Source organism: Veillonella infantium (genome assembly GCF_002959895.1).
Taxonomy (GTDB): domain Bacteria; phylum Bacillota; class Negativicutes; order Veillonellales; family Veillonellaceae; genus Veillonella; species Veillonella infantium.
In genome coordinates, this window is record NZ_PPDD01000012.1 from 181,702 (window position 1) to 199,997 (window position 18,296).

General features: G+C 38.9%; 22 protein-coding genes and 2 riboswitches. Of the genes, 18 read left to right on the plus strand and 4 right to left on the minus strand.

Translation table 11 applies throughout. The features are described 5' to 3' along the window. Positions 1-163 precede the first annotated feature (163 nt). Both VCHSUH03_RS08110 and VCHSUH03_RS08115 read left to right on the plus strand, forming a co-directional pair. Positions 164-610 carry a universal stress protein gene (locus VCHSUH03_RS08110; protein WP_005387768.1) on the plus strand — a complete coding sequence of 149 codons (447 nt, stop codon included), beginning with the start codon at positions 164-166 and terminating at the stop codon, positions 608-610. A gap of 193 nt (positions 611-803) precedes the next feature. Then, positions 804-1,094, plus strand: coding sequence for an ArsR/SmtB family transcription factor (locus tag VCHSUH03_RS08115; RefSeq protein WP_024063797.1), 291 nt, complete (start codon positions 804-806; stop codon positions 1,092-1,094). A gap of 106 nt (positions 1,095-1,200) precedes the next feature. Here VCHSUH03_RS08115 and VCHSUH03_RS08120 read toward each other — a convergent pair whose 3' ends face one another. After that, positions 1,201-2,190: an AEC family transporter gene (locus VCHSUH03_RS08120; RefSeq protein WP_105094678.1), complete on the minus strand. Its 990-nt coding sequence runs from the start codon at positions 2,188-2,190 to the stop codon at positions 1,201-1,203. A gap of 379 nt (positions 2,191-2,569) precedes the next feature. Between VCHSUH03_RS08120 and modA the strand changes: the two genes are divergently transcribed. From modA to VCHSUH03_RS08135, 3 genes are all read left to right on the plus strand, one after another. After that, complete coding sequence (modA, locus tag VCHSUH03_RS08125) at positions 2,570-3,358, plus strand: molybdate ABC transporter substrate-binding protein (RefSeq protein WP_105094679.1); 789 nt, start codon at positions 2,570-2,572, stop codon at positions 3,356-3,358. Between the two features lie 122 nt (positions 3,359-3,480). After that, on the plus strand, positions 3,481-4,149 hold the full coding sequence (modB, locus tag VCHSUH03_RS08130; RefSeq protein WP_105094680.1) for a molybdate ABC transporter permease subunit: 669 nt from the start codon (positions 3,481-3,483) through the stop codon (positions 4,147-4,149). Between the two features lie 8 nt (positions 4,150-4,157). After that, on the plus strand, positions 4,158-4,787 hold the full coding sequence (locus VCHSUH03_RS08135) for an ATP-binding cassette domain-containing protein (RefSeq protein ID WP_105094681.1): 630 nt from the start codon (positions 4,158-4,160) through the stop codon (positions 4,785-4,787). 289 nt (positions 4,788-5,076) lie between these two features. On the opposite strand, the gene cytX is transcribed toward VCHSUH03_RS08135, so the two are convergent. Beyond that, on the minus strand, positions 5,077-6,273 hold the full coding sequence (gene cytX, locus VCHSUH03_RS08140) for a putative hydroxymethylpyrimidine transporter CytX (RefSeq protein ID WP_105094682.1): 1,197 nt from the start codon (positions 6,271-6,273) through the stop codon (positions 5,077-5,079). Between the two features lie 52 nt (positions 6,274-6,325). Then, a riboswitch (TPP riboswitch) is annotated at positions 6,326-6,431 on the minus strand. A gap of 81 nt (positions 6,432-6,512) precedes the next feature. Further along, positions 6,513-6,607: riboswitch (TPP riboswitch) on the plus strand. A 63-nt stretch (positions 6,608-6,670) separates the two neighbouring features. Between cytX and thiW the strand changes: the two genes are divergently transcribed. Genes thiW through thiM form a run of 3 tightly spaced genes read left to right on the plus strand, consistent with a single transcriptional unit; the run spans position 6,671 to position 9,514 of the window. Continuing rightward, entirely contained in the window at positions 6,671-7,150 is a 480-nt protein-coding gene (gene thiW, locus VCHSUH03_RS08145; RefSeq protein WP_105094683.1) for an energy coupling factor transporter S component ThiW, read from the plus strand. Continuing rightward, a complete protein-coding gene (gene thiD, locus VCHSUH03_RS08150; protein ID WP_105094684.1) occupies positions 7,150-7,992 on the plus strand; it encodes a bifunctional hydroxymethylpyrimidine kinase/phosphomethylpyrimidine kinase in 843 nt (280 codons plus the stop codon). The genes thiW and thiD overlap by 1 nt, the downstream gene beginning before the upstream one ends. A gap of 4 nt (positions 7,993-7,996) precedes the next feature. Further along, positions 7,997-9,514, plus strand: coding sequence for a hydroxyethylthiazole kinase (gene thiM, locus VCHSUH03_RS08155; RefSeq protein ID WP_105094685.1), 1,518 nt, complete (start codon positions 7,997-7,999; stop codon positions 9,512-9,514). Positions 9,515-9,707: 193 nt separating this feature from the next. Here thiM and rbr read toward each other — a convergent pair whose 3' ends face one another. Next, on the minus strand, positions 9,708-10,253 hold the full coding sequence (gene rbr, locus VCHSUH03_RS08160) for a rubrerythrin (RefSeq protein WP_105094686.1): 546 nt from the start codon (positions 10,251-10,253) through the stop codon (positions 9,708-9,710). Positions 10,254-10,881: 628 nt separating this feature from the next. Here rbr and VCHSUH03_RS08165 point away from each other — a divergent pair. The 10 genes from VCHSUH03_RS08165 to VCHSUH03_RS08210 all read left to right on the plus strand — a co-directional run bounded on the left by VCHSUH03_RS08165 (position 10,882) and on the right by VCHSUH03_RS08210 (position 17,021). Continuing rightward, positions 10,882-11,085: a DUF951 domain-containing protein gene (locus VCHSUH03_RS08165; protein ID WP_105094687.1), complete on the plus strand. Its 204-nt coding sequence runs from the start codon at positions 10,882-10,884 to the stop codon at positions 11,083-11,085. A 9-nt stretch (positions 11,086-11,094) separates the two neighbouring features. Beyond that, complete coding sequence (selD, locus tag VCHSUH03_RS08170) at positions 11,095-12,126, plus strand: selenide, water dikinase SelD (RefSeq protein ID WP_105094688.1); 1,032 nt, start codon at positions 11,095-11,097, stop codon at positions 12,124-12,126. A gap of 168 nt (positions 12,127-12,294) precedes the next feature. Further along, positions 12,295-12,891: a sulfurtransferase-like selenium metabolism protein YedF gene (gene yedF, locus VCHSUH03_RS08175; RefSeq protein ID WP_105094689.1), complete on the plus strand. Its 597-nt coding sequence runs from the start codon at positions 12,295-12,297 to the stop codon at positions 12,889-12,891. 41 nt (positions 12,892-12,932) lie between these two features. Further along, the gene (locus tag VCHSUH03_RS08180; RefSeq protein ID WP_105094690.1) at positions 12,933-13,190 is read left to right on the plus strand and encodes a putative Se/S carrier protein; all 258 of its coding nucleotides are present in this window, start codon (positions 12,933-12,935) and stop codon (positions 13,188-13,190) included. Between the two features lie 133 nt (positions 13,191-13,323). Continuing rightward, complete coding sequence (locus VCHSUH03_RS08185) at positions 13,324-13,851, plus strand: SRPBCC family protein (RefSeq protein ID WP_241567165.1); 528 nt, start codon at positions 13,324-13,326, stop codon at positions 13,849-13,851. A 56-nt stretch (positions 13,852-13,907) separates the two neighbouring features. Beyond that, positions 13,908-14,234 carry a winged helix-turn-helix transcriptional regulator gene (locus tag VCHSUH03_RS08190; protein ID WP_105094691.1) on the plus strand — a complete coding sequence of 109 codons (327 nt, stop codon included), beginning with the start codon at positions 13,908-13,910 and terminating at the stop codon, positions 14,232-14,234. Positions 14,235-14,273: 39 nt separating this feature from the next. Beyond that, positions 14,274-14,984, plus strand: a complete 711-nt coding sequence (locus VCHSUH03_RS08195) for an NAD(P)H-dependent oxidoreductase (RefSeq protein WP_105094692.1) — start codon at positions 14,274-14,276, stop codon at positions 14,982-14,984. Positions 14,985-15,137: 153 nt separating this feature from the next. Beyond that, on the plus strand, positions 15,138-15,377 hold the full coding sequence (locus tag VCHSUH03_RS08200; protein WP_105094693.1) for a GlsB/YeaQ/YmgE family stress response membrane protein: 240 nt from the start codon (positions 15,138-15,140) through the stop codon (positions 15,375-15,377). Between the two features lie 64 nt (positions 15,378-15,441). Then, positions 15,442-15,684: a CsbD family protein gene (locus VCHSUH03_RS08205; RefSeq protein WP_105094694.1), complete on the plus strand. Its 243-nt coding sequence runs from the start codon at positions 15,442-15,444 to the stop codon at positions 15,682-15,684. Positions 15,685-15,908: 224 nt separating this feature from the next. Continuing rightward, positions 15,909-17,021, plus strand: a complete 1,113-nt coding sequence (locus VCHSUH03_RS08210; RefSeq protein WP_105094542.1) for an IS1249 family transposase — start codon at positions 15,909-15,911, stop codon at positions 17,019-17,021. A gap of 81 nt (positions 17,022-17,102) precedes the next feature. Here VCHSUH03_RS08210 and ychF read toward each other — a convergent pair whose 3' ends face one another. Further along, a complete protein-coding gene (gene ychF, locus VCHSUH03_RS08215) occupies positions 17,103-18,209 on the minus strand; it encodes a redox-regulated ATPase YchF (RefSeq protein ID WP_008602886.1) in 1,107 nt (368 codons plus the stop codon). Positions 18,210-18,296 lie beyond the last annotated feature (87 nt).

Genomic DNA, 18,296 nt, shown 5'->3' on the forward strand with positions numbered 1-18,296 from the left:
CATAATATTCTTTTATTTGTATAATTCTGTATAAGTTGTGCTATAATAAAAGAAATCCTCTAGAAAAAGAGGAGTTTTCCTTGATGGTCTAGAATATAATAATATAGGCTAAACGATCTTTGATCATATCCCCTTTGAGGGATTAGAAATAGGAGGGGTTATTATGGTTACCTACAAAACTATTGTCGTACCTACTGATGGTTCTGAAAATGCTAAACGTGCGTTGGAACATGCTCTCGCTGTAGCGGACCGCAACCATGCTGAATTGATTGTTGTTCACGTTGCAAACATTGTGTCTGCTATTTCCAATTTCGATCAAACACCAATTTCCGGTGGCTACGTATCTGAACAAATTGCGGAAGATATGGAAGAAACTGGTAAAGAAATTCTTAACGATGTAGTGAAAGAAATTCCTACAGGTGTAAAAGTTAAAAGCGTATTCGAAGTTGGCTCCCCTGGTCCTGCATTGTTGGCAGTAGCTAAAAAATACAATGCTGATCTTATCGTAATGGGTAGCCGTGGCCTTGGTCCATTGAAAGGCTTATTCATGGGTAGCGTAAGTAGCTATGTAACTAGCCACTCCACTTGCCCTGTATTAATCATTAAATAATTCATATCCTGTTTTGATATGATACAAAAAGAGACTTTGTTTTTACAAAGTCTCTTTTTTAATATAATAAAAATGATATAATATTTATATATATGCTCTATATATGAGAAATCTAATTTAAGCAACATCGATTAGTTATACATAAGAAATACAGATTATAAGCATGAATATGAATGAAATTGAGGGGGACTATATGAGCGACAAACAAGAATCATTGCTAAAGCTAGCAGAGCTGTTTAAAATCTTAGGTGACCCTACACGCCTTAAAATAGTAGAATTATTATTAGAAAATGAAATGTGTGTAAATCACATCGCAGAAACAATGGGAATGGGTCAATCCGCTATTTCACACCAACTACGCGTTTTACGTCAAGCACGCCTTGTGACCTATCGCAAGGAAGGGAAAACTGCATACTACTCTCTTAACGATGATCATGTGGAAGGTCTCGTAAGAATGGGTATGGAACACGTATCTCATCAATAAGAATATATAACATGTATTTCATCAATAAGTATATTGACTTATACATTTAAAAGCAAAATAAAAGGAGCCCTTTAAAAGGACTCCTTTTTGTATAGGTATACTAGTATCAATATAATGGGAAAAGGTAATAGGCGATTGTAATAAATAGCGGCATAGTTACTGCCGATAGAATTGTGGTGCCCATAACGATTTGTGTAGCATATTCAGGACTATTCTTCATTTCAATGGCAATGAGAGACATATTGATAGCTGTTGGTACACTATAGGTTATGATAATAGTTTGCGCTGCTATTGGGTGCATAGGACCATAGAACTTGATAAATAGTATGGTCATAGCAGCGGCTATGAGCGGACTTACAACAAGACGTAAGGTTGAAGCAAGCATAACATCAAGCTTAAAGAAGTTTAACGGCGTTCTATTAATCTGCACACCTAAGGCAATCATAGCAACACCGACGAAAGCGTTGGCGAAGATATTAAGCGGTGCAAAGAAGAAGAGACCATGTAAATCGAAGGGGAGAAACTGGCAGAGTAGAGCCAGTGGGATGGCATATACCATCGGCATGTGGAACACGACTTTTAGTGCATCTCGTGGGCTGAGTCTGCCAGCACCAGCTTGGTAGAACCCATACGTATTACTGCTGATGGTTTGAATAATCATAATGGATACGACACTGACAAGACCTAAGTTTGCATAGGGAGTGGTTCCATCAATAACGTAGGGTATGTTTGTAAATACAAATATAGCAAGGGCAACGCCCATATTCCCAACATTGTTAAACATAACGCAGTTTTTTAAGGTCGCGATCTTGGCTACATCATAACCCTGCATTCGACCAACTACATCAGCTAGTATGGAGTTTAGTATGAGTACACAGAGTGCAACAAATACAATTTCTAACGTACCTGCGTTAAGTTTTGCTTCATACATAGCTCTAAATATAAAAGTAGGTAATAATATGTAGAAGTTCAGCTTACTCAGCGTATACAGATCGAGTTTAAATTTTCTATCTAATATAAATCCAACCCCTATAAGTATTAAAATAGGAATCATGGAATTCATAAAGATATGGCCTATTAATACGAGTAAATTCATTATCTCACCTAGAGTTTCTTATTAAAATAGGACATAGTTTTAACTTATTATATAACCGTATAGAGTAAATATACAGTTAGTATTATATGAATGAATAGTGGATAAGTTTCAAAATCTGATCAGGACTTTCTTATCCTCTATAGTATTATCATACCATAGTATGTATTGTTTTAGGGCTTAAAAGTTGATACATTATGATTACTTATTATATTCATCAGAAATATATATGAAAAATGTGAGCTTTTACATACAATTTAATTATTAGAATTATAGTATAATGTGCATATATCGTATATTTAGTTTTTTGTTAGTTGAGGTGTCTCTAGGTTTGACCATAGCTTTCACAGTGTGGATGTTAGAGGGATGCACAGGAGGAATTATGAAACGAATTTTATTAGTATTAATGAGCGTTTTCATGCTTGCTTTTCTGGTAGGCTGTGGTAATGATGCAAGTAAACAAGCTGAATCTGCTAAACCGAGTACATCTGAAAAGATTACAGTACAAGCTGCGGCCAGTCTTAAAGGGGCTCTTACAGAACTCGCTGATGCTTACAAGAAAAGCCATAATTTAGCAGATGATCAAATTGCTATTAACTTTGCTGGTTCTGGCACATTGCGTCAACAAATTGAACAAGGTGCACCAGCTAGCTTATTCATTTCTGCTGACGAAAAGAATATGAAAATGTTGCAAGATAAAGACCTTGTAACAGATGTAAAACCATTCGTTACAAATGAACTCGTTCTCGTAGTTCCAAAAGGTCAACCTAAAATTGAGTTAAATCAAATCGCTACAGCGAAACGCATTGTATTGGGTAACCCTGAAACAGTGCCAGCTGGTAACTATGGTAAACAAGTATTAACAAAACTAGGCGTTTGGGAACAAGTAGAACCTAATGTAGTATATGCTAAAGACGTAAAAGCAGTAACCGCATCCATTAGCCAAGGCGCTGGTGATGCAGGATTTATCTACAAAACTGATGCTATTGCAGCAGGTGATGCGGTTCAAATTTCCGCAGTAACACCTGCAGACTCTCATGATCCAGTTATCTATCCAATCGGTATCATTAAAAAATATGACAATGCATTGGCAAAAGACTTTTACCAATACGTAATGAGCCCAGAGGGCCAAAAAGTGTTAGAGAAATACGGTTTTTCTACTTCTAAATAAGAGTTAAACGCTAGCTTTCGAGGCTAGCGTTTTCTTATGATACAATATATATATTACTATTGTTGTTAGTCCTAGCTGGAAATATATGATGTCAGCATTATTAAATAGAAAGGGGGGATAGCATGAGTCCATTTTGGTTATCATTATGGGTGGCGAGTATTGCTCTTATTATAGTTATTTTAAGTGGCTTAGCAACTTGTTATTGGATGAAACGCTGTAAATGGGGCGGCATTGCTATTCTTGATGCCCTTATTACATTGCCTCTAGTACTACCTCCTGTAGTCGTTGGTTTTGCGCTGCTTATGGTGTTTACACCGGGCTATGCCTTTGGGGCTTGGCTTGAAGCTCATGGTATGAGCGTTGTCTTTGCTGCTTCCGGTGCCGTCATAGCCTCTTCTGTTATTGCGTTTCCACTGTTTTATCAAACTGTTCGTTCTGCATTACAGTCCGTAGATCATAATATGGAGGATGTAGCTCGAACATTAGGTGCTTCAGAGTTACGCATTTTCTTTACCATATCTGTACCGCTCGCATGGAAAGGCATTGTAACAGGTAGTATTTTAGCCTTCTGCCGTGCTATGGGCGAATTTGGTGCTACCATCTTGATTGCAGGTAATATTCCTAAGGTAACACGTACGATGCCGTTGGCTATCTACTCCTATGTAGAGGCTGGTCAGTACATGGATGCCTTTGAGCTAGTTATTTATATTTGTGTTCTTACATTGGCGTTACTGAGCGGGATTCACCTGATCACAAAAGGTTCCTTGTTCCGCCATACAGATACTAATTAGGAGGTTCTATGATTACATTTTCCTTTACTGTAGATAGACCTTCTGTGATTGTGAAAGCCGATGGTACGCTGCCGTCTGGTATTACTGTGCTGACTGGACAGTCCGGTAGTGGTAAAAGTACTTTTATCAAATGTATCGCGGGCCTTGTAAAACCCACAACTGGCAGTATTCAATGTGATGATACAACGTGGGTTGATCGAGATAAAAAAATCTGGGTACCTGCGCAAGACCGTCAAGTAGGCTATATGCCACAAGGTAATATCGTATTTCCTCACTTATCTGTAGAAAATAATATTACCTACAGTAAACGCGGTACACTTGATATGTGTGATACGCTATTACAGCGATTAGGTTTAGAGAAATACCGAAAAACTAAGGCGGGCAGTTTATCTGGTGGTGAGCAACAACGGGTTGCGCTGGGGCGGGCCCTTTACTCTAAACCGACTATTTTGCTCCTCGATGAGCCTTTATCTGCACTAGATTGGAACTTGAGAAAACAAGTTCGTGAGGATCTCGTATCTATCATCCGTGAATGGGATGTACCTTGCGTATGGGTTACCCATGATGAAAGTGAAGCAGAAAGCGTCGGAGATAGACATTGGACCTGTGAAAACGGAATTATTACAATTCCTAAATAAGAGTAAAACTTAAGAACATATAATTTTGATGTAATGGTAAAATATTTCGAAAATTAAAGAACAGATACATAAAAACACCTTCATAAACGTTATCATATGGTATATCCTATTCAACTTGAATAGGTCCTTATTATGATGACTGTTTGTGAAGGTGTTTTTGCTAGTATGTTATTGCTCTGGTATGCTATTGCTCTAGTATGCTATTACTCTAGTATGCTATTGCTCTATTATGCCATTACTATAATCTTTATTATTGATTTAGTATACGTACATTAGGTTTTTGTTGTTGTTACTGTTTAATTTCTGCCGATGTGTGTGCTGTTTTACTTATAAATCCAACGATAGCTGTAACGACAAATGCCATTGTAAAGGCTGGTAATGTAGCACCTATTGTGCTTTCACTATGTAACATATAGTGGTATAAACCAACGGATACGGCCCAAATAAGACCTCGTACGAGATATGCGGATAATGTTTGTACTTGTTGGCGATTGATAAAGTAGTCTGCCAATAAGATGGCAATCATCGGTGCAAATACAGAGCCGATGAGGTATAGGAAGTCTGTAATATCATCCATTGGATATAGAATAGCTGCAATAGTGCCTACGATAGTAACGATGACGGCGATGCCTTTGCTAGATGCACCGTTATAGATAGTCGTACTAGATACGCCAGCAGAGTAAGCGTCCATAAAGGTTGTAGTAACGGTAGAAAAGATGATAACGATGAGGCCCGCAAGGCCAAGTCCTGCATTCATCATGATAGTAATGATGGAGTCGCCACCGCCAAAGATAGCTGCACTAAGCCCTAAGGTGTACATAACGATACTTGTTATAGTGTAGACTGTAGCACTTGTAAGTGATGCGGAGAAAGGTTTTTTGCTTTCACGAGTATAATCACTGATGAGCGGTAGCCAAGATAGTGGCATGGCAATAGATAATTCAAGAGCCGCGATGAAACTCATGTTTCCGCTACTTAGAAGGCTAGCTTCACTAGGCCACTGTGAAATCATGTGAACGCCCATGTAGAGGGTGAGGCCTAGCAATAGCACAGAAACGATGGCTTGAATATAGCCCGTATTGTGGAGGCCGATGAAAAGCCATAGGATGACAAGCGCTCCGATAGCTATCGTCCAAATCATAGGGGATAGGGGTGCTAGCTCTTGTAAGGCTAGCATAGCATCGTAGATCATGATGCTAGTCCAGCCGATGAGTTGTAGCATATTTAAAAAGGCAAAGCCTTTAGCTCCTAGTGGACCAAAGCTGAAGGCGGTAGTATTCATACTACCTTGCCGCAGCCGTCCACCGATGAGGCCAGCTCCAAAGAGTAATATACCGCCGATGATATGTCCCAGAATGATGGCATATAGACCTTGGGTGAGCCCTAAGGGGGCCAGGTAAGTCCCTGTCATAATTTCCGCTATAGATAGGGCGGCACCAAACCATATCATGGCGAACTGTGGTTGTGTAATGTGTGTATCTTTCATACGTCCTCCTTGCCAGGAAGTCATAGAAAAAGCCGAGTTCATAGGAACTCGGCTATTAATCCTCTATGTTCCCTACGTTGGCATTATCCAAATCAGGTTATGGGTTAAAGCGTTAGCTTACTCTCAGCCCACTCTTGTGAGCACCCCGTTATGGCTTCATTATATGCGGATAATAGGAAACCGTCAATTCTTTTGTTGCATAGATTGTATAATAATGTTATAACTAGAGTATAAAAATATATTGCCACTAGGGGTGCTTTAGCTGAGATTGACCATTCAAAACCCTAGACCTGATCCAGATAATACTGGCGGAGGGAAGTGGAGTGAAACATAATACTAAACTATTACGAGACCATTCCATTTGGAGTGGTCTTGTTTTTATATGTTTGGAGGTATTATGAAAAAACTGATTGTTGCTAGCATATGTGTGGCCTTAGGCGTAGTGTTATCTACTACATCAATTCCTGTTGGACCAGCTCGTATTTTTCCGTTTCAACATATGATTAATGTTATCTTAGCCGTTGTGGTAGGCGCAAGATTTTCAGTAGGTGCTGCCTTTAGTACATCTTGTTTACGGAATGTATTGGCACTAGGTTCTCCGCTAGCCTTCCCTGGCAGTATGATCGGTGCTTGGTTATCTGCGTATTTGTATAAAAAATATAACGCTCTATGGGCAGCCGCTCTTGGTGAAATTATTGGTACCGGACTTATTGGTGCTCTCGTGAGTTATCCAATAGCCCATTTCCTACTAGGTAAACCTTTGGCATTGTTGACTTTAATTACATCTTTCTCCATGAGCTCTGTGGCAGGTGCTTGCATTGGTTTCATAGTATTACAAATTTTATCTCGTCGTCATTTATTACATAAGGAGGCATAATGAAACTACATACTGCATTGACAATTGCTGGTACCGACCCTAGCGGTGGTGCTGGTATTATGGCCGATTTGAAGTCCTTCCAAAGTCGTCACGTATACGGCATGGCTGTTGTGACCTCTGTAGTGGCTCAGAATACAACGGGCGTTCACCACGTAGAACATTTATCGCTAGAGAGTATTGACCGACAATTACACGATGTGTATTCCGATATTGAACCGCAAGCCGTTAAGACGGGTATGATTGCGTTGCCGGAGATGATGGACCTCATCTATCCTTATGTGAGTAAAGCAATTCCTTATGTAATGGATCCCGTTATGATTGCTACTAGCGGTGATAGACTCGTATCAGATGAAGCGGTGAATTTCTTAAAATCTAAACTCATTCCTACCGCAACTGTTATTACCCCTAATCGCAGCGAGGCTGAGGTCTTAGCGGACATGTCTATTACGTGTGAAAGTGACATAACAACAGCGGCGAATCGTATCTTACAGGACTTAGGACCTCAAGTCGTTATCATTAAAGGCGGTCACATCGGTAAAGATGCGACGGATTATGCTTTCACCAAAGATGGCAGTGTCCGTACTTGGACTAGTCCTAAATACGATACGATGCATACACATGGTACGGGCTGTACTTTCTCCGCAGTGATTACGGCGGAGCTTGCAAAGGGCCGTGATGTAATGGATGCCATTGGTATTGCCAAGGACTATATAGCCCTTGCTATTAAATATAATCCTGGACTGGGTAATGGCTGTGGCCCCGTTAATCATATGGCGTATGGACTGTTATCTAATGGACCTGAAACGATGGATGAGCTCTTGAAAAACGACGAGAGGAGATAGTGATATGATCTATGAAAATCCATATATGAACGGTCAAATTTGGCCTGAACTCAATATATTAGAAATTTTGCGCCAGAGAAACCCTCTCGTTATTTGTATTACCAATGATGTAGTGAGAACCTTTACGGCAAATGGTTTATTAGCTATTGGCGCATCACCGGTGATGAGTGAGTGTAGTGAAGATTTGAAAGACCTCATCGTTCATGCGGCAGCGCTGCTCATCAATATTGGCACTCTTACGCCAGACAAGGTTAGTTACTACAAAGATGCCATAGTGCTGGCGAAGAAACATGAGGTTCCTATCGTTTTAGATCCTGTAGGTTGTCATGCGGGGGCTTATCGTTTATCTGTGGTGTTAGACTTGATTAAGACTGGTGACATCTCATTATTGAGAGGTAATCAAAGCGAAATTAAAGCTATCTACGATGCTTTAAGTCCTAATAATCAGGCAGATACTTCCACTAACGGTAAAGGTGTAGATGGAGGACAGGTCGAGGATAGTGCTGTTGTCGTATATCGTCTGGCGCGCCTTATTAACTGCCCTGTTGTAGCTACTGGTGAAGAGGATTATGTGTCCGATGGAACTCGAGTATTTGCAGTGCCACACGGACACTCTATTATGACGGCTGTAACGGGTACGGGTTGTCTATTAGGCGCTGTATTGGCGGCTTTCTTCAGCGCTTATTATCCATGTAAAAACAGACTATCTATCGGTGAGTTTCTCGCCTATGCATTGGCTTACTATGGTTTAGCTGGTGAAAGTGCCGTGCAGGTAAGTGGCGTACAACCTGGTGGCTTTAGTATAGCCTTTATGGATAGTTTATATACACTGGATGATGCGGTGCTTATGTCTGAAAATCGTATACGCCCTGTAGTTGTGCCAGATCAATTAGAAGTATATTTCATCAGTGGTACACAAAATGTGGAACTGAATGAACATCGTTTGCTCTCTATCGTAGAGGACGCTTGTCGCGGCGGTGTGACTTGTTTCCAATTTAGAGAAAAGGGCGTAGGTACCTTAGTGGGGCAACAGAAACTAGAGTTAGCCCAACAGTTAAAACAAATCTGTGCCAAATACAACGTACTCTATATTATCAACGATGATGTAGACTTAGCAGTAGCTGTTAATGCTGATGGCGTTCACGTAGGGCAAGAGGATATGAGCCTAGAAGCAGTTCGTGATCTTGTAGGCCATAAGGTGGTTGGCATCTCTATTCATTCCGTAGAGGAACTTCATAAGACTGATATAATCTATGCTGACTGTGTAGGTGTAGGTCCTATGTATGCTACAAGTAGTAAACCTGATGCACAAGAGCCATGTGGACCGGAGCGTGTCGCTGAACTACAGGCAGAAGGCTTGACCTTACCATGTGTTGGTATTGGGGGAATTACTTTAGACAATGCGAAGCCTATACTGGAAGCAGGAGCTTGTGGTGTTGCCATCATATCTGCTATTGCTCATGCAGATAACCCTTATGAGGCGGTACAACAGTTTAAGCATTTAGTAGATAGTACTAAATAGTTGCTCTTACAAAACACAACCAAAACACAACCTTAATAGCGAATAGAACACAAAAAAGACGATGACCTAAGTCATCGTCTTTTTGTTAAGGAAGTTGTTAGTACTTACTGTAAGATTATATTGTACTTACAGGTATGTTTAATTTAAATCTGTACTTACAGGTTGTTAGTTTAGTTAGTGTAGTACTTACAGATTAGATGGATTCAACGAAACGGTGGAAGAAAGCTTGTGGGTGAGCACATACTGGGCAAAGTTTAGGAGCTTCTTCACCAACGTGTACATAACCGCAGTTAGCGCAGATCCAAGCAACTGGTTCGTCGTTGTGGAATACTTTGTTACCGGATACTTGAGCTGCTAATGCAAGGTAACGAGCTTCATGACGAGCTTCGATTTTACCAACTTCGCGCATTTGGAAAGCGATTTTTGCAAAGCCTTCTTTTTCAGCTTCGTCAGCGAAATCTTTGTACATTGTAGTGTGTTCGTAGTTTTCGCCAGCTGCTGCGTCACGAAGGTTAGCTTCGATATCGGAAGATACGTCGCCACCATGAAGAGCTTTGAACCACAATTTAGCATGTGCGGATTCGTTGTGAGCTGTTTCTTCGAAATAATCAGCGATTTCGTTCATGCCAGCTTTACGAGCTGCTGCTGCGTAGAAAGTATATTTTTGGAATGCTTGGGATTCGCCAGCGAATGCTGCTTGAAGATTTTTTTCAGTGTTAGAACCTTTTAATTCTGCCATTTTAATACTCCTTTGTACTTACGATAATTTTCAAATTTGTTACTTAACTTATATATTCATAACCACTTGGTTGTGAATTCAAATAATAGAATACTTATTCTACAATTTTCGTGGGCGACTTCGCCTTAGTAAGAAAACTTATTCTTAAATCAAATAGACACTTGCCTAACTCTTAAAATAGTACTTACTTGTTTGTGTTTTTCGGCACTTACCGTCTTAACAGTTTTATATACAATGTGCTATCCGTATACTTAACGAATAATCATTGTTGACTATATTGTAACATACTAAATGAGAAATGCAAGTGTTTTTGTAAAATTTATTTCGAAAATTTTCTAAATGATAAATATTATCAATGCAGTGAAAATGCGGTTTTTTAAAGACAGGATAGTATAGGATTTATAAAATAATCTGATTTTGATATTGAGAATGATAACTAAATGAAAAATCATTATTGATTAGTAATTAATAATCTTTTCGTTAAATGTACTAATAACTACCCGTAAAATAACTACAAAAACTACTATATAAACTACTATATAAACTATAGAATTATGATATGTTTATAGAACTTTGTATTTTTTGTATAATAAGTATATTAATACTGAACGTTGAAAAAGGAGGCGCTATGGCATTTGTTAGATATTATGTAGGCGATGTGGTGAAAATGAAAAAATCACATCCTTGCGGTAGTGACGAGTGGGAAGTGAAGCGAATTGGCACGGATTTTCTCATCGTATGTAGCGGCTGTGGTCATCAACTGCTGATGCCGCGCCCTAAATTTGAAAAGGCTGTGAAGAAAATCGTTTCTCGATTGCCAGAGAATGAGTAAGGAGGTCCTATGGTACGACTTACCGACTATGTGACAAATGGGGGCTGTGCGTGTAAGATTGGTCCTCATATATTAAATCGTGTTTTGAAAGCAGTGACACCTGTTACAAATGATCAAGTCTTAGCCGATATGACCGGTTCTGATGATGCAGGTGTATATAAAATTTCTGATACATTAGCATTGGTTCAAACATTAGACTTTTTTACACCTATGGTTAATGATCCTGTTTTGTTTGGTAAAATTGCCGCTGCGAATGCATTAAGCGATGTGTATGCTATGGGTGGAACTCCATTGACTGCCATGAACATCGTAGGCTTCCCAGTACCTCTTGTTGAGCAAGGAATCTTAACAGACGTGTTAAACGGTGCAGGCTCAATGGTAGCCGAATCTGGTGCGGCTATCGTAGGTGGCCATAGCATAGAAAATAAAGAACCTATCTTTGGTATGTCTGTGACTGGGCAAGTGAATCCCAATTGTATTTGGAAAAACAAAGGGGCCCAAGTAGGGGATGTGTTGGTACTAACAAAACGTATTGGAACAGGTATCATGAACAATGCGTTGAAAGCAGATTTATTCCCTGTAGGTACAGAGCAAGCTATCACTAGTATGAGTACTTTAAATAGAGTCGGTGCAGAGGTAGCTCACAACTTTACTGTGCATGCTTGTACTGATGTGACTGGTTTTAGCCTTATGGGGCACTCTGTAGAAATGGCTAGTGCCTCTGATGTGACAATACACATTAAGGCTTACGACATTCCTCTCTTTGATGATGTCATCGAAGCGGCTCAAATGGGGTTAGTACCAGCTGCGTCTTATGGTAACCGCAAGGCTATAACTGACGTACAAGTAGATGAATCTTTAGATCCTGTATGGACGGACATTCTCTTTGATCCACAAACCTCGGGTGGTTTGCTGTTCTCTGTTCCTGCTAATGAAGGTGAGCAACTGGTAGAGGCGTTACATAAGGCTGGTATAGACTGTGCGACTATAGTAGGTACTGTTGAAAGCTTCTCTGGATTGGCTGTACGCGTAACAAGCTGATATTAGGAAGAATATAATATAGCCTTAAGGTGTTAAATTAAATATCATTAGCTGATAGCTGATAGCTGATAGCTGATAGCTGATAGCTGATAGCTGATAGCTGATAGCTGATAGCTGATAGCTGATACTTTTATAAAACATATAATGTATATAATATAGAGGTGCATGATGAGCAATACAAAGGAATTAACTGTAGATGTACGTGGTAGCTTGTGTCCAAAGCCTGTTATTGAAACTAAGAAGGTAAGTGATGCGAATCCGAGTGATGTTATTATTACTATCGTAGATAATGAGGTTAGTCGCGATAATGTAGAAAAATTCGGTAAGTCTCGTGGTTATGGGGTGGATATCCGACAAGATGGTAAGGATTTTTACCTCACTATGACCCCTAATGCAAATCCAGTAGCAGAAATTTGTGAACCAATGAGCTATGGCAACCGTGTTATCTTGATGACAAAGGACTATCTTGGTGAAGGTAGTGAAGAGTTAGGCCGTAACCTAATGAAAACGTTCTGGGTGTGCATGGTTGAAGCAGATGTGAAGCCATCTAAGATCTATTTCATCAACAGCAGTGTGAAGATGGTAACAAATGATTCGGTTCATTTAGAAAATATTAAAAAATTAGCTGATGCAGGTGTTGAAATTGCAGCATGTGGCATTTGTCTTGATTTCTATGGGGTAAAAGAAAATGTTGGCGTAGGTAGTATTACGAATATGTATTCTATTACTGATGCTATCCTTGGAGATAATATTGTTAAGTTATAATGTTAGCGCTTTATTTTGAGGTATAAGTAGGAGGTGAGGCGTTGGAAAATAAAAAATTACTAGTTGTCTTTACGTCCTATTATTTTGGCGATAAAGCAGACAAGGTATTAACAGAATTAGAGGTGCCTCATCAATTGATGGCTACACCTCCTGAGCTTTACGATATGTGTGGTTTATCTGTGCAAATAGATCCAAGTATTGTAGAGCAGGTTCAGACTATTTTGAAAGAACATAAGATTAGTACATCTGGCCTCTTTTGGTATGAAAAAGGTGAGCTAGCTGTACCATATAAAAATTAAAAAAAGTCACATAGTTACAAAAAAGTAACTATGTGACTTTTTTGTGCGTTCTTGTCGGAAGATATCGTAAGGCTTATACTGACATTATCAGCTGAAGAAACTACTGAAATTAAGAATATAAAAGGAGTTATTTATGAATACAACAATGAATGCGATTAACTGGCCAAAAGAATATCTACCAGGTTTAACTGATAACTACGCATCTAATGAGGTTATTGTAAAAGGTATTACTGTAGAGGCTGTGTGGGAGTACTTAACAAATGTAGCTACATGGTCTTCATATTACAGTAATTCTAGTGATATTAAAATGCTTAATCAAGAAGATACCCATCTTACATCTAATACACGTTTCTTCTTTAAAACCTTTGGCTTCCCTGTAGATGCTGAGGTTGTAGAATATGTAGCGCCTAGAGAAAATCAACCGGGCCGTATTTCCTGGCATGGTTGGGCTGGTGAAGTTGGTACAGCTGAACGGTTAGATGTAATTCACGCATGGCTTGTAGAGGAACTAGACTATGGTGTGGTTCGTATTTTGACACAAGAAACACAAGTGGGGGAACCAGCAAAAACATTGCATACAGCAAAACCAAATCCTATGATTAACGGACATCAAGAATGGCTAGATGGTTTGGTCAGTGTCGCAAAAAGCTTTAAGAAATAATAGAAATTATTTGTTACTTATCAACGCTCATGATACTATTAAAAGAGGAGGTTTCTATGGAAGAAAAACTATTTAATTGTCCTGTAGAGGCATCCCTCAGTGTAGTAGGTGGTAAGTATAAATCTATTATTCTATATCACTTAATGACAGAAGGCATATTGCGATTTAATGAAATTCAAAAGTTCATTCCTCAAGCAACGATTAAAATGCTTTCACAACAACTGAAGGATTTAGAGGCGGAGGGGATCATTCACAAAGAGATTTACCCTGTGGTGCCACCAAAGACGGAATATAGTATTACCGAATTTGGAGAAACGTTGCGTCCTATTATCATGGCCATGTGTGATTGGGGTAAAACCTATAAAGGTGATATGATAAAATAAGTATATACTGATAGAATTAATATCATTATGGAGGTGTATATGAGCAAGTACGAAATAGAAAATGTAAAATTAACAGCCCCTAAATTGGATCGTAAAGATTTAGAATATGCTATGACATATCGTTATGCATGTAAAAAGTTTGATAGTACGAAGAAGATTTCTGAAGAAGATTGGAATGCTATTCTAGCAGCAGCTCGCTTGGCACCTACATCCCTTGGATTTGAGCCTTTTGAATTGCTAGTTATCCAAAATCCAGAAATTCGAGAAAAAATGAAAGCTCATGGTTGGGGCATTCATGCAGGCCTTGAAGCAAGTCATTTGGTGGTATTCTTAGCACGTAAAAAAGAGGACTTAGAGTTTGACTCCCCTTATGTACGTTACATTCAAGAAACAGTTAAGCAATTACCTGCAGAAATAGATGCAGCATATCGCGAAAAATATGCTCAATTTACTACAAGTGACTATAAAACTTTTGAATCTGAACGTGCTGCCTTTGACTGGGCTTCAAAACAAGCATATATCGTTATGGCAAACATGATGACAATGGCCGCTTATGAAGGCTTAGATTCCTGTCCATTAGAAGGCTTCAATCAAGATGACATGACAGCACTCTTAGGTGATGAACTTGGCCTTTTCGATACTAAACACTTTGGTATTGCTGTAATGGCAGCTTTCGGCTACCGAGATGAAGAACCACATCGTAACAAAACACGTCGTACTTTAGATGAAATTGTAACAGTAGTTGAATAGATCGTTATATATAGAACTAAATCGAAATTCTTCATTTAATCTTTAAAATTGTATGCTATATTATAAATATATAAGAATTCTAGGATATTTATAAATACTGTGTTATTGGATAGAATTTATGAATAGTCTGATTAAATAGGAAGGAGTGATTGTATGTTATGGTCAATTATTGTTGGTGGTTTTATCGGGTTCCTAGCGGGTGCCATCACTAACAAAGGCGGTGCAATGGGCGTTATTGCTAAAGTTGTAGCTGGTTTAATTGGCTCGTCCATAGGTCAGTCCCTATTTGGTACATGGGGTCCTAGCTTAGCAGGGATGTCCTTAATTCCATCTGTATTAGGTGCAGTAATTGTTGTTGCTGTAGTCTCATTTTTCTTCGGAAAAAGGGGATAGTAATCAACTTTTAAAAGTAGTTTTAATATAGTTAAACGTGATTTACATGAAAGGAGTCACTATTATGGCATTAGAAGATAAATTGAACCAAGCTAAAGGTGCATTGAAAGAGAATGCTGGTAAATTAACTGGTGATAAACAATTAGAAGCAGAAGGGACTATTGAAAATACAGTGGCAAAAGTAAAAGATGTTGCTAACACTGTAGCTGAAGATATCAAAAAAGCTGCAGATGATGCTAAAGATGCTGTAGAAGGTGCGGTTAGTGGCCTTAAAAATGCATTAAGCGATGATGACAAAGAAAAGTAAATAAAGCTATTATGTAGCATAAAAAAAGGCTTATAGGACAAAAAGTGTGTGTAAAAACCCTTATAACACTAGATATTTACTAGTGTTATAAGGGTTTAATCTTTTTCTGGAGAAGTTTGAGGGTGGACAAAAAGTGTGGGTGAAAACATCAATTAACCCTTGTAATTGCTAACTAAAATGAGGTTATATCTTCCTATATATAAACAAATATGGAGGAAGAGTTTATGCGACAAATAAAATGTCCTGATTGTAATGAAAAATGTATTAAACATGGTATTTTAAAATCTGGTTCTCAGCGTTGGTTTTGCAAACATTGTAAGGGGGCATTTACCGTTAAAATTAATAATTTAAGTAGAGAGTTAAACCTATTCTTGAATTGGTTATTCAGTACCGATATTCAAGCTGATATGCCTGGTAAAGGTCGTACATTTAGGCGTAAAACCGCTAAATTTTGGTCCATATGGCCATTGCCACCAATAGTGGAAGAAGTACATGATGTGGTATATCTTGATGGAATTTACTTATCTAGGAATTTATGTGTGTTGATTTGTTGCAATGATACTCATGTTCTAGGCTGGTATGTCTGCCGTTATGAGCATGCTAGAGCTTGGCAGTGCTTAATGGAACGGATTGTTGAACCTAAAGTCGTTGTGTCTGATGGTGCTAATGGTTTACCTAAAGCATTACGAAAAGTTTGGCCTCATAGTAGCCACCAAAGATGCCTATTTCATATTTTTTGTCAGGTTAGACGATATACGACAAGTAGACCTAAAACGTTAGCTGGGAAGGACCTTTATAGTCTTGCCAAAGCTTTATTTAATGTGAAAACAATGGATCAAGCCTTTATATGGATTAATGAGCTTTCAGCGTGGCGCATGACATATTCTGATTTTTTACGAGAAATGACGATTGATGAATTTGGAAACAAACGCTCTACACATGAGCGTTTGCTTAAAGCTGAATCATCATTATGGCGCCTGATTAGGCAACAAACTTTATTTACATTTTTGGAATGCATTGATATTACAGTACCTACAACAAATAATCGTATTGAAGGTGGAGTAAATGCTCAACTAAGAAGTATGTTACGGGCTCATAGGGGCCTTTCACTTGAAAGAAGACTAAAAGCGGTCTATTGGTGGTGCTATATGCACTCACCAAGACCGCTTTCTATTTCAGATATATTAAATTGTATGCCTACAGATGAATCGATTGCTGCTATCTACAAACGGTTATCTGATTATTGCCAAATAGATCGTTCAATCCCTCAATGGGGTGATGCTCCTGTTTGGAATGAGCTACATATGTCTACAGATTTTCCAACTTATTGGGATTAGTCACACACACTTTTTGTCCTATAACCCTAAAAAAACCAGTAAATCGACCGATTTACTGGTTTTTTATTGTTATAAATTTAATTATACGTTGAAGCGGAAGTGAGTTACATCGCCGTCTTTCATAACGTAGTCTTTACCTTCAAGGCGTACAAGTCCTTTTTCTTTAGCCGCATTTTGGCTACCGCAAGCTTGTAAGTCATCGAAGGATACGATTTCAGCACGGATAAAGCCTTTTTCGATATCGGAGTGGATTTTACCCGCTGCTTGTGGAGCTTTGGTACCATTTACAATTGTCCATGCACGAGCTTCCATTTCGCCTGCTGTAAAGTAGTTGATAAGACCTAAAAGTGCATAACTTGCTTTGATAAGTTTAGTTAAGCCAGATTCTTCAAGGCCAAGATCTTCAAGGAATGCAGCAGATTCTTCTTCAGATAATTCAGCAATTTCAGATTCGATGCGAGCAGAAACAACAACGATGCCAGCGCCTTCGTTTTTCGCATATTCCTCAACACGTTTTACATATTCATTGGAAGAGTAATCAGATACTTCATCTTCAGAAATGTTAGCTACATAAAGAGATGGTTTTGCTGTAAGCAATGTCAACTCTTTGATCATTTCTAATTCTTCTTCTTCGAGACCTTGTGCACGAACTGGTTTTGCTTCACCTAGACCTTCGATGATGCGTTCTAGTAATGGTAACTCAGCACGCGCATCTTTGTCACCAGATTTAGCGATTTTTTCAATACGTTGTTTACGTTTTTCCACGGATTCAAGGTCTGCAAGGCAGAGCTCAGTGTTGATGATTTCAATATCACGAATTGGATCGATAGAGCCAGAAACGTGAGTGATGTTAGGGTCATCGAAACAACGAATGACTTGAGCAATAGCGTCTACTTGGCGGATATGGCTAAGGAATTTATTACCTAAACCTTCGCCTTTGGACGCACCTTCTACAAGGCCTGCAATATCTACGAAGCGCATAGCAGCAGGAAGGATGCGTTTAGAACCAAACATTTCAGCCAATACAGCTAAACGATTATCTGGAACATCAACGACACCTACGTTTGGCTCAATTGTACAGAATGGATAGTTGGCAGCTTCAGCGCCCGCTTTAGTAATGGCGTTGAATAATGTACTTTTACCAACATTTGGAAGGCCTACGATGCCTACTTCTAAATTTGTGCTCATGGTACCACCTTTTATTAACTAATTGATTTCGTTCTTTGTGAAAGCTTCCGTAGAAACTCTATCAAATAAATATTATATCATATAGAT